Here is a 12366-nt window from a genome sequence, read left to right as displayed (position 1 = left end):
CTTGGTGAGCCGTTACCTCACCAACTAGCTAATGCGCCGCAGGTCCATCTGTAAGCGACAGATTGCTCCGTCTTTCCCGAACGAGTCATGCGACCCATTCGCGTATCCGGTATTAGCATTCGTTTCCGAATGTTATCCCAGTCTTACAGGCAGGTTACCTACGTGTTACTCACCCGTCCGCCGCTAATCTTGTCCCGAAGGACAAGATCCGCTCGACTTGCATGTATTAGGCACGCCGCCAGCGTTCGTCCTGAGCCAGGATCAAACTCTCCATAAAAGTGTTTGACTTGCTCATTACTTAACTAGCTATTTAAATCATTGTCGGATTTTGACGTGATCCATTTGTTCAGTTTTCAAAGAACTTGCCGTCACTTTTTGTCGTGACAAGGAAATACTTTATCATCTTCATTCGACATTGTCAACAACTTATTTTTCATATTAATGAAGGAATATTTCGTTGTTGCGTCCGCCTCAGAAGCGACAAGAAATAATATATCATGTCGATTCATGCATTGCAAGCAAAAAATAAAAAAAATTATACTTTAACGAATGCATGCCAATCCGACAATCTTCTTCATCAAAATAAAGCCTCGTGCGAGTACGCACGAGGCTCTCTATTTCTGTAAGCTGACCGGATTATCCGGAAGCTTCTCCAAGCAGACGAAGCAGCTCCGCTTCGTCTTCAATAACGGTAATGCCCAGCTCGCGCGCCTTAGTCAGCTTGCTTCCCGCGCTCTCTCCGGCAATGACGTAGTCGGTTTTTTTGGACACGCTGCCCGATACCTTGGCGCCGCAGGCTTCCAGCTTTTTAGCCGCCTCGTCTCTAGACATCGTCGGAAGCGTTCCCGTCAGCACGACGGTTTTGCCGCTGAACACGCTATCCTGTCTGACTACCGGAGCCCGCTCCGCTTCGGCCTTGACGCCAAGCGCCCGCATGCGTGCAATGCTGTCCACGATGACAGGATCGTTGAAAAAGCCGACGATGCTTTCCGCCACAATGCCTCCGACGTCGGGAAGAGCGATCAGCTCGTCCGCTTGCGCCGCCATAATTGCATCCAGACTTCCGAAGTGGTCGGCGAGCATTTTGGTCGTCGCTTTTCCCGTATTCGGAATGCCGAGAGCGAACAAGAATGCGGCCAGCTCGCGGTCCTTGGATTTCTCGAAAGCATCAAGCAGCTTGCGCGCTTTTTTCTCGCCGAAACGCTCCAGCTTGATCAGATCCTCATAAGTCAGCGCATAGAGATCAGCCGGGTCGCGAACCTCGCAATCCCTGTAAAGCTGGTCAGCCGTCATCACGCTGAAGGTGTCGATATCCATGGCGTCGCGCGAAGCAAAATGAGTAATGCGCCCGATAATTTGCGGCTGGCAGCCCAGCTTATTGTTGCAGAACAAGTGGGCGCCGCGCTGCTCCAGCTCCGTGCCGCAGGAAGGACAGACGGTCGGGTATACGATTTCTGCGCCCGGCTCTTCGTCCGCCTTGCCCAAAATCTCGGGAATCACGTCGTTGGAGCGCCGGATCGTCACATGCGTGCCTAAAGCGAATTTCAGGTTTTTACGCTCAATGTCGCCGATATTGTTGAGTGTACAATTTTGGACCGTAACCCCTGCAAGCTCCACCGCTTCTACCCGGGCTACCGGCGTGATTTTGCCTGTGCGGCCTACCTCCCACGATACCGATTCCAGCACCGTCGTCGTCTCCTCGGCTTCGAACTTGAAGGCTACCGCCCAGCGCGGAAATTTATCCGTATAGCCGAGCGCTTCGCGCGTCCGGAAATCGACGACCTTCACGACAGCGCCGTCAATGAGATAGTCCAGCTGCGAACGCTGCTCCGTCACGTGTATCAGCTCGGTCAGCACTTCTTCTATCGTATCTTTATAGATGACATACGGGTTGACTTTGAAGCGGTTGTCGCGCAGAAATTGCTGCATTTCACGGTGGTCCGCAAAAGATACACCATCGGCATAACCGATATTATAAATGAACGCATCAAGCTTACGCTCCGCCGTAACCTTCGGATTCAGGTTGCGAAGCGCGCCTGCAGCCGCATTTCGTGCGTTTTTGAGAGGCTCCGCAGCCGTCTCGTTATACCGCGCCAGCACGGAGAGCTGCATGATGCCTTCCCCTTGCACCTCGATAATCCCGTTTGTAAAAGGAATCGACAACGGTACGGAGCGAATGGTGCGCACCTGCTCCAGAATGCCCTCCCCGACCGTACCGTTGCCGCGCGTCGCCGCCTGGACGAGCTGACCGTCCTCATAGGTCAGATTCAGCGTCAGCCCGTCGAATTTCAGTTCGATGACGTAGGACGGCTGAGGCAAAGGCTCCTCGTCGGGATGCTTCGCGTTATAGTCAGCGACAGCCTTGAGGAGCCGGGTGTTCCACGCCAACAAGTCCTCCGCGTCCTGAGCCTTGTCCAAGCTCCAAAGCCTGGCGCGGTGCCTGTACGGCTCAAAGCCCGTCAGCAGCTCGCCCCCGACCCTGCGTGTCGGCGAATCCGGCAATACGGTTCCGCTCGCCGCCTCCAGGGCGACAAGCTCATCATAGAGCTTGTCGTAATCCGCATCGTTTATTTCAGGCTGATCCAGCGTGTAGTAGCGGTAATTGTGCTCCGTTATCATCGCAGCAAGCTGCTGCATCCGTTCCAATTGAGCGTTCACGGGAGGCTCCTCCTTTGATATCGTTCAGGCGTGCAAGTACGTTCATTTATTAGTTCATTTATGCCCCGGAATTAGCGGATGATACCGTTACTTCAAGGATCGGCAAACGATCCGCAACGAATTCCAATCGCAAAAGAACACCATCATTCGAAAAAAATTCAATCATTCGAAAGATGCAATCATTCCACTTTCGTGATCGGAGCGAATGCAGCAAGCAGCGGCTTGATGCCGACAGGCGCCGGAAACGCCACGTTCACCTGCATATCCTTGCCCGTTCCCTTGACGGACACGATCACGCCAATGCCCCACTTGCCGTGCGACACCCGGTCTCCGGCAGCAAAATCGCGGGACGCGGCGGCATCTCCTCCAGCCGCCGCACCGCTGCCCGCCGCCCGGGCGGCATCCTGCATCGGCGTGCTCACCCGCACGCCTCCGCTTCTGCCGCCCGCCGCGGCCAGGCCCGTTCCCGATGGCATTCCGCCCGGGGAACGGCCGCCCGCGCCGGGCGCGCCGCTTGCAGGCGCGCGCCCGGCGCCAAACCGGCCGGCGGCGCCCTGCGGAGCGGCGCCGACGCCGGCTCGGCCGATCGGTCGGGAGTACCCCCCGCCTCCGCCGGCCGACGCGCTTTCCCTCACGCTTTCCGGTATTTCCTGGAGGAAGCGCGAGGGCATGTTGCTGCTGGTGCGGCCGAACAGCGTCCGCGTCCGCGCGCACGTCAGGTACAAGCGCTTCTCCGCGCGCGTGATGCCGACATACGCGAGACGGCGCTCCTCTTCGAGCTCCTCGTTGTCCATAAGCGCCCGGCTGTGCGGGAATACGCCCTCCTCCATGCCGATGACGAACACGACCGGAAACTCCAGCCCCTTCGCGCTGTGCATCGTCATAAGCACGACCGCTTCCTTGTTCTTATCGGCATCGTCGTCTTTTTTATCCATCGAGTCGATATCCGCGATCAGAGCAAGGTCCGTCAGGAAGGATACGAGCGTACGGTCCTCGTTCCGCTTCTCGAAGTCCATCGTCACGGACAGAAACTCCTCGATATTTTCCAGGCGGGCCTTCGATTCCAGCGTATTCTCCTGATGCAGCTCCATCCGGTACTGCGACAGCTCGAGCACCTTCTCGGTCAGCTCCGTCACCGACAGGTACTCGACCATTCTCGTCAGATTGTCGATCATATCATGGAACTCGCGAAGCAGCGTCCGCGTGCGGCCGTTCACCTCAACGTCGCCCAAATCGTTCATGACCCGGAAAATGGAAGTTCCCCGTCTTGCCGCCTCGTCCGCGAGCTTGCCGACCGTCGTATCGCCGATCCCCCGCTTCGGCACGTTAATGATGCGCTGCAGGCTGATATCGTCGTCCGGATTGGAAACCAGCTTCAAATATCCGAGCAGATCCTTAATCTCTTTGCGGTCGTAGAACTTGATGCCGCCGACGATTTGATAAGGGATGTCCGATTTGATCAAAATTTCCTCGATCACCCGCGACTGGGCGTTCGTCCGGTACAAAATCGCATGATCGGAGTAATTGTAGCCTTTGTTCGTGTTTTTACGGATCTCGCCCGTTACGTAATACCCTTCCTCATGCTCCGTATCCGCCTGGTAAAGCGCGATCAGGTCACCTGCGCCGCTGTCCGTCCACAGCTTCTTCGGCTTGCGGCCCGTGTTCAGCTTGATGACGGCGTTGGCCGCTTCCAGAATGTTGGCGGTCGAACGGTAGTTCTGCTCCAGCATGATCGTGCGCGCTTCCGGATAATCGCTCTCGAAGTTCAGAATGTTCGTAATGTCGGCGCCGCGCCAGCGGTAGATCGACTGGTCGCTGTCACCCACGACACAAATGTTGTGGTGCTTGTCCGCCAGCATCCGCGTCAGCATGTATTGCGCTCTGTTCGTATCCTGATACTCGTCAACGTGGATATAACGGAACTTGTTCTGATAAAAATCAAGCACCTCCGGCACATCCTTGAACAGCTGGATCGTCATCATAATCAGGTCGTCGAAATCAAGCGAGTTGTTGCTTCTGAGACGCTTCTGGTACTTGGCAAACACCTGGGCGACGATCCCTTCAAAATAATCCCCGACCTTCTGCTCATACTGCTCCGGAGTGACCAGCTCGTTCTTCGCGCCGCTGATGGCGGCCTGAACCGCCTTCGGCTCGAATTTTTTCGTATCGATGTTCATATCCTTCATGCAGTTCCGGATAACCGACAGCTGATCGGACGAGTCCAAAATCGAAAAGCTTGAAGTAAAACCGATCCGGTCGATATCCCTCCGCAAAATCCGCACGCACATCGAGTGAAAGGTGGATACCCAAATATCCCGTCCGGACGGGCCGACGAGCGCACTGACCCGGTCCTGCATTTCCCTCGATGCTTTATTCGTAAAGGTGATGGCCAAAATGCTCCAAGGCGCTACACGCTTCTTCTCTATTAAATATGCAATCCGGTGCGTCAGCACGCGCGTCTTGCCGCTGCCCGCTCCCGCCATGATCAAGAGCGGCCCGTCCGTCGTCAGAACGGCCTCCCTCTGCGGCGGATTTAGCTTCTGCACCGCCTGCTCGATGCCTATTTGATTAAACATGCTCCGACTCCTTTGTTCGCATTTGTTCCCATATTTCCAGTGTAGACAACAGCTACCGGACTGTCAATTTCCAACTGCGTTCTTCGAGCGGAAAACAGCAGAAGCTGCACCGTCTTTTAAGCCGCAAAAAAAACAGCCCATTCATAATATAGGTTCATCCCACATGATGATGTGCTGCGTCACTGCTATATGGCTAGCCGGCCGTCAGACCGTCTGCCGAAACTTCTTTTACTGCTGCGACCGTTGAAAGCGCCGCCTCCAAATCCGCATAGATGACATTGCCGACGACGACGGTATGAGCCGCCTCCGCCGCCTGCCGGGCTTTCTCCGCATTGTCGACGCCCCCGCCGTAGAACAGCCTCGCCCCTGAAACCGCCGAGCGCGCCCGTTTCACAAGCCTCATATCTCCGAAGCGCCCGCTGAATTCCAGATAGACGACCGGAAGCCGCATCAAGCGGTCCGCCATCCGCACGTGCGCAACCAGCTCGTCCTCGCTGAGCTCCGTCTTCGCCCCGGTGAGCTTCGCCGCCGTTGCGTCTTCGTTCAATATAATATATCCCTGAGCAGCCGTCTCCTCCCAGGGAACGAAGGAGCCGTATTCGATCAGTCCCTCGGTCTGCCGCCCGTTGATCCACTCCGCCCGGTCCGTGTTCAGCACCAGGGGAATGAAATAGCCGTCAAAGCCGGGAACCGCCCCTTCCAGGGTCGACACCTCCAGCGCGCAGTCCACCGAATATCTGCGGATGCGCGACATCAAATCCACCGTGTTCTCGAACGTAACGCCGCTGGAGCCTCCGACGATAATCGCATCCGTCCCCGACGAGCAAACCGCGTCAAGCGTTTCATCGGAAATCTCCCGATCCGGGTCCAGCTTAAACACATGCCTCCAACCCGCATACCATGCCTCATTCATGAATGACAACGCCTCACTTTTTTCCGCAAAAAGATACAAGCGCGCCGGAGCAGCCTCCCTCAGCGGCAGCTGCTCCGGCGCGCGTTTCCAGCTCAAGCCTTCATATCAGCCCTGCGCGCTTAGACGCCGAGAGCTTACTTCACAAGCTGTCCGCGCGTAACGCCAAGCTGATTGATCGCCTTCAGGCTGCGCCATACTTGCGTTCCGCTGATGCGTCCGTCAAGGGCGTCGCGGTACAGCGATAGCACTTCCAGCACCTTCTCCGGCGTCTCTTCCAGAAATTCGACGCGGAAATTCGATACGCCGAGACCGACGAAGTTGCGGATATATTCCGCACCCGACTGTTCGATCGCATTATACACGGTGTTGCGGCAGCCCTCGTCGACCCGTACCGGATGCGCCATGCCGATCCGGTCCTGCAGAGATGCCCGCTGCTCTTCGCAAGGCCGCCCGCAGTTCGTAAAGTCGGTGCCTTCGCTCATAAACGTGCAATAAACGCAATGCTCGGTATGGAACATCGGCAGATGCTGGTGAATAACAACCTCCAGCAGGGACGTGTCGGAGTTCTCGAGCAGATCGATCATTTGCTGGATGTTCAGGTCGTAGGATGGCGTAATAAGATCAAGCCCCGCCTCCTCGAACAGCTTCACAGCCTTATGGTTCGCCACGTTCAGCGAGAAATCGCCGATCAGCTTCGGGAACGGCTGATCCGGGTTCGCCGCCCGGGCGCGCAAATAATAATAAAGGGCGCCCGTATTGCGGACCAGCACCGCATCCGGCTTCAGCTTCAATATATTGGCGTGATAGCCGTTTTCGCCCGGCATATGGATGCGCGGCGTCGCAAGCGCGATCGGCTTGCCCGCTTCGCGGGCGGCCGACACCGCAGCCGGGAACTGCTTGATAAACTCAAAGTCGGCATAAATGTACGATACATCCGTTGTCACGGCAGCCTGAACCTGCTCCAGGCTGCGGCAAAGCGCCGTCAGCTTGGCGTCCTTGCCGCTGCGCGGAGCTACCAGCGCTTTGCCGCCCTCGTGGGCGTCCGCATGGGCATCGACCGCCCGTTTCACGTATACCGGCGGCTTCGGTCGCTCGCCGGCCAGCCGCTCGACCGCTTCGCGGCGAAGCCGGTTCAGCTCGCGGATCGGCACGATCAGGTCGCCCTGCAGCTGTACCTCAAGCTTGTCCAGCTGATACACCGTGCCGCCGAGGCGACCAAGTTGATCTTCCAGAAGCGCAAAGTCCATCGGCCGTTTCTGCGCCTGCTCCAGCGGAAGCTCGGAGGCAACCTCCACGGTCGTTCCTTTCTGCACGTCCGTCCACCAGGTGCGGAGCGGCTCGCCCAGCGCGCCCGTTACGCGGACATGCAGCGGAAACACGCGGTACGGCTTTTCCGTTTCGAATGTCGCTCTCAGCCGCTTGTCCAGCGCCGGATCGCTTGTTTTCCAGACGCGGTCGCCGACATGCACCTTGCGCAGATCAACGTCGTTCCGCCCGGCGACCAGCTCGATCAGCGTGCCTTCCTGCGCCTCGCCTTCGATCTTGACGCCTTGCCGGCGGATATCATAGACGCGGCCGCCTTCTTCCTTCTTGGTCGGATCGCCCGCGTCAAATACGATGCCGTCGCCGCGCTTCAATGGCGCCTCGATGCGCAGCGTCACGGCGTCGCGCATAATGCGCTCCACGCGGCCGAGGTAGACGCCCCGGCTTTTCGGGAATGTGCCCTCCACGAGCTGCTTGTTGTTCGTCCCCTTCAGAAAACCGTGCGTGAAGCCGCGCGAGAAGCTTTGCTGCAGCTCGCGCACGTCCTCCGCCGACGGCTTCGACAGATCGCCGTCGAAGTACTTATCGATCGCGCGGCGGTACTTGCTCACGACATTAGCGACATATTCCGGGCTTTTGAGACGGCCCTCGATTTTAAACGACGTCACTCCCGCTTCGATGAGCTCCGGCACGATATCGATCGCCGCCAAATCCTTTGGCGACAGCAAATACGCGATGTCTCCCATCGGCTTCACTTCGCCGTCGACCATCAGATCGTACGGCAGCCTGCACGCCTGCGCGCATTCGCCGCGGTTCGCGGACCGTCCTCCCCACATTTCCGAGGTGAGGCATTGGCCCGAATACGATACGCATAAAGCCCCGTGCACGAACACTTCCATCGGAAGCTTCGCCTGCTCGCCGATCGTCCTGATTTGCTTCAGATTATTTTCGCGTCCAAGCACAACCCGCTCAAGGCCGAAAGGCTTTGTGAACTCGACCGCCTCCGGGGAGGTGATCGTCATTTGCGTCGAGCCGTGGATCGGGAAGTCCGGCGACAGCTCACGGATGAGCTTCACTAACCCCAAATCCTGCACGATGACCGCATCCACGCCTGCATCGATACACATTTCAATCAGCTTCTGCGCATCTCTCAGCTCGTCCTCGAAGACGAGAATGTTGAACGTCAGAAACCCTTTTACGCCGTACGTGTGCAAAAAGGCCATAATTTCCGGCAGCTCCTCGCTGCGGAAATTGTTCGCGCGGGCGCGGGCATTAAACTTCTCCACGCCAAAAAATATCGCATCCGCTCCGTTGGCCACAGCCGCCCTCATGCAATCCCAATCGCCTGCCGGGGCGAGCAGCTCTATATCCGATCTTACTAATGTATTTGCCATTTAACTCTAATCCCTCTCATTCTTAAAGCCTGCTTCTTCTATCTTAACAAACCGCGGACGCCGATACCACTACACAATACTGGCACAGCAACATATATGCGGATATGATAGTTTCAATCGTTTAAAGGATAGGATCGGACGCGAGCCTCCGAGGCCGCTACTCCCCTTTTGTTTAGTTATTATGTGATTTTGCCAAATGTCGTTTCGGGCATGTGAACGGGCGGCAGAAGTGGTATACTAGCTCTGAAAAACGAAATCAATCCATGCCATGGATTCGGGAGGTAACCAGCGAATGAAATTAGGAGTATTCAGCGTTCTATTTGCACAAAAGCCATTTGAGGAAGCTTTGGACTATATCGCCTCCAAAGGGCTTCAAGCGATCGAGATCGGAACCGGCGGTTATCCGGGCAATGCGCATTGCGACCTGGACGGGCTGCTTGCCGACGAAGGCAAACTGAAAGCGTTTAAACAAGCGGTTGAATCTCGCGGTCTGATGATCAGTGCGCTTAGCTGCCACGCGAATCCGCTGCATCCGCAAAAAGCGATCTCCTCAGAGCATGATTCGGTCATCCGCAAAACGATCGAGCTTGCTAACCGGCTGGGCGTTTCCGTTGTCAACACCTTCTCCGGCTGTCCCGGCGACCACGAGGATGCCAAATATCCGAACTGGCCGGTTGCTCCTTGGCCGAACGATTATCAGGACATTCTGAAATGGCAATGGGAAGCGAAGGTAATTCCTTATTGGACCGAAATCGGCAAACTGGCTGAAGCGAGCGGCGTCAAAATCGGCCTCGAGCTGCACGGCGGCTTCTCCGTTCACAGCCCGGCTACGATGCTTCGCCTCCGCGAAGCGGCAGGCAATGCCATCGGCGCCAACCTTGACCCGAGCCATATGTGGTGGCAAGGCATCGATCCTGTACAAGCCGTACATATTCTCGGACGGGCCGGCGCGATTCACCACTTCCACGCGAAGGATACGACGATCGATCCGGTCAACGTCAACCATCACGGCGTAACCGATATGCAATCCTACGCGCTTATGCTTGACCGCGCATGGCAATTCCGTACAGTCGGCTACGGCCATGATTTGAAAACTTGGGCTGACATCCTCAGCGCGCTTCGTCTCGTCGGCTATGATTATGTCGTCAGCATCGAGCACGAAGACGGCCTGATGTCCGTGGACGAGGGTTTTACAAAAGCGGTACAAAACCTGCAGCAAATTTTGATCCGCGAGCCGCTTGGCGAAATGTGGTGGGTATAAACATCAAAAAAGAAAGGTCTGACGGACTTGTCCGCCAGACCTTTCTTTTGTTTGCTTCCGATTCTGTATCCGGAATCCCTACGCCATCCAAACCTTTGTGATCATAATGAAGTCGATCAACAAGAACAATGCGAGCGAAACTGCCGTAAAGGCAATCGCAAAATAGTTTTTCTTTGGACGGACACTCAACAGCCGGACAAAACCGATTGCGATCAAAACGGTAAATGCCAGCATGAACCAGTCGAACGTAGCAATTTTGCTTGCTTCTTTTACTGCTTCTTCTGCCAAAAACATGAAGGGGACCTCCTTTTAGTTCGCACGTAGCCTATATTACTCTATGTTAGCTTCAAGTTGCCGCGGGCGCAAGTACGTAAGCGGAATCGTAACAACTTTGTCACGATTTCCGTAGCATCTCTTTTATCAAGCTTTCATCCACCATGTTATGACAAAAACCGACTTGTAAGCGTGAAACAATCGTTGTCGGCTTTCTTAAAATATGATACCATCAACCTAGCCTATTCATACCCCTGATTCCCCGGAATTCGGCGATATGAATATCATCATGAGGGGGATTGTTTTCATGGCTTACGAAGCCGTTTGGATGAACGAAACTTCCAAACTTAATAAATTCGAATTTGTCAAAATGGAAAAAGACGGACTGGACGTCATCCGCACCATTATAGAGAAGTATGCCAAAGAGGGATATGCTTCCATACCCGAGGACGATATGAACCGTTTCAAATGGGCCGGCGTGTACGAGCAAAAGCCGCGCGACGGTCATTTTATGATGCGCGTACGCATCAACGGCGGAATCATGACGAGCAAGCAGGCGCGTATGCTGGCCTCAATCGCCCGTGATTACGGGCGCGGTCTCGTGGACGTAACGACCCGTCAAGCCATCCAGTACCACTGGCTGCAAGTCGAGAACCTGCCGGACATCTTTGAGCGTCTGGAGCAGGTCGGCCTGTACAGCTATGAGGCTTGCGGCGACTGCCCGCGCGTAATCGTCGGCAACCCGCTTGCCGGCATCGATAAGGACGAGCTGATGGACACAAGGGCGCTTGTTAATGAAGTGAACGATTTTTATTTAATGAATCGCGATTTCTCGAATCTGCCCCGCAAATATAAAATGTCCATCTCTTCCAATATCTATAACAACGCGAATGCCGAAATTAACGACCTTGCTTTCTTGCCTGCGGTCAAAACGATCGACGGGGAAGAAGTCATCGGCTTCCATGTGCTTGTCGGCGGCGGTTTGTCGGCGAAGCCTCATCTGGCGAAGCCGCTTGACCTGTTCGTCCGTCCGGAAGAGGTGCTTAAGGTATCCGTTGGGGTTACGACGATTTTCCGCGATTACGGCTATCGCGAGAAGCGTCATCAAGCCCGTCTTAAGTTTCTCGTTGCCGACTGGGGTCCTGAGAAATTTTTGGAGAAGCTCACCGAAATTATCGGCGAAATGCCATCGCGCGGCGAGGACAAAACCGTCGGTTGGCAAGCCGCATACTATGACGGCGTTCATGCCCAGAAGCAAGCCGGCCTGAACTACATCGGCCTGAACATCCCGGTTGGCCGCACCAATGCGGACGAGCTGGAGCAGCTTGCCGATATCGCCGACAATTACGGAGACGGAATCCTGCGTACCACAATGTCCCAGAACATTCTGATCTCCGGCGTGCCTGACGACAAGGTCGAAGAAGCGCTGAAGGCTCCCGTTCTGGAGCGTCTGACGCCGAATGCAAAACGGTTTATGAGCCGTACCGTTTCCTGTACGGGCAACGAGTTCTGCAATCTCGCCGTCGTGGAAACGAAAGAGCGCGCCCGCAGCGTAGCTCAATATCTGGATGAAAACGTCCAGCTGGACGAGAAAATCCGCATTCACTTCATCGGATGCCCGAATGCATGCGGTCAGAAGCATATTGCGGATATCGGCCTTCAAGGCTCCCTGATCAAAACGCCGGAAGGCATGGTCGACGCATTCGACATCGCCGTCGGCGGTATTCTCGGACCGAACGCCAAGTTGAATACACCGCTTAAAGGCCGTGTGAAAGGCGATCAGGTAGGAGAAGTGCTGAAGCAGATGATCGAGTTTTACCAAGGCGAACGCGAAGCGGACGATACGTTCCACTCCTTCGTTAATCGCGTGGGCGTGCCTGCATTCCAGGAAAAGCTTACTGCCATTTTAACTGTATCCGTATAGATTGTTTCGATAATTATATAAGTCGACTTTTTAACTATTTAACCACAACCTTCCAAAACAAAAAACCGTTATTTATTTGGCATCGGCCCGAATAACTAACGGTT

General features: G+C 55.5%; 7 protein-coding genes and 1 rRNA gene. 2 read left to right on the top strand and 6 right to left on the bottom strand.

Annotated elements, in window-relative coordinates:
* The 5 genes from KP806_RS21380 to KP806_RS21360 form a co-directional block, all read right to left on the bottom strand.
* Positions 1 to 277, bottom strand: a 16S ribosomal RNA gene (locus tag KP806_RS21380); the annotation flags it as partial.
* Positions 278 to 636: 359 nt separating this feature from the next.
* Positions 637 to 2637 (bottom strand): NAD-dependent DNA ligase LigA, encoded by a 2001-nt coding sequence (ligA, locus tag KP806_RS21375; RefSeq protein WP_224725782.1) that lies wholly within the window; start codon positions 2635 to 2637, stop codon positions 637 to 639.
* Between the two features lie 200 nt (positions 2638 to 2837).
* Complete coding sequence (pcrA, locus tag KP806_RS21370) at positions 2838 to 5234, bottom strand: DNA helicase PcrA (protein ID WP_224725775.1); 2397 nt, start codon at positions 5232 to 5234, stop codon at positions 2838 to 2840.
* Positions 5235 to 5427: 193 nt separating this feature from the next.
* Entirely contained in the window at positions 5428 to 6147 is a 720-nt protein-coding gene (locus KP806_RS21365) for a heptaprenylglyceryl phosphate synthase (RefSeq protein ID WP_224725781.1), read from the bottom strand.
* Positions 6148 to 6281: 134 nt separating this feature from the next.
* Positions 6282 to 8804, bottom strand: a complete 2523-nt coding sequence (locus tag KP806_RS21360) for a DUF3656 domain-containing U32 family peptidase (protein ID WP_224725774.1) — start codon at positions 8802 to 8804, stop codon at positions 6282 to 6284.
* Positions 8805 to 9096: 292 nt separating this feature from the next.
* Here KP806_RS21360 and KP806_RS21355 point away from each other — a divergent pair, with 292 nt between their 5' ends.
* On the top strand, positions 9097 to 10065 hold the full coding sequence (locus KP806_RS21355; protein WP_224725773.1) for a sugar phosphate isomerase/epimerase family protein: 969 nt from the start codon (positions 9097 to 9099) through the stop codon (positions 10063 to 10065).
* A 78-nt stretch (positions 10066 to 10143) separates the two neighbouring features.
* Here the strand turns inward: KP806_RS21355 and KP806_RS21350 are convergent, their stop codons facing one another.
* The gene (locus KP806_RS21350) at positions 10144 to 10359 is read right to left on the bottom strand and encodes a hypothetical protein (RefSeq protein WP_224725772.1); all 216 of its coding nucleotides are present in this window, start codon (positions 10357 to 10359) and stop codon (positions 10144 to 10146) included.
* A 286-nt stretch (positions 10360 to 10645) separates the two neighbouring features.
* Between KP806_RS21350 and KP806_RS21345 the strand changes: the two genes are divergently transcribed.
* Positions 10646 to 12262, top strand: a complete 1617-nt coding sequence (locus KP806_RS21345) for a nitrite/sulfite reductase (RefSeq protein ID WP_224725771.1) — start codon at positions 10646 to 10648, stop codon at positions 12260 to 12262.
* Positions 12263 to 12366: the final 104 nt, after the last annotated feature.

The organism is Paenibacillus vietnamensis (assembly GCF_020169515.1).
In the GTDB taxonomy this organism is placed as follows: Bacteria; Bacillota; Bacilli; order Paenibacillales; family Paenibacillaceae; genus Pristimantibacillus; species Pristimantibacillus vietnamensis.
The sequence above is the reverse complement of the archived record's forward strand: the minus strand, read 5'-3'. Positions and strand labels throughout refer to the sequence as shown.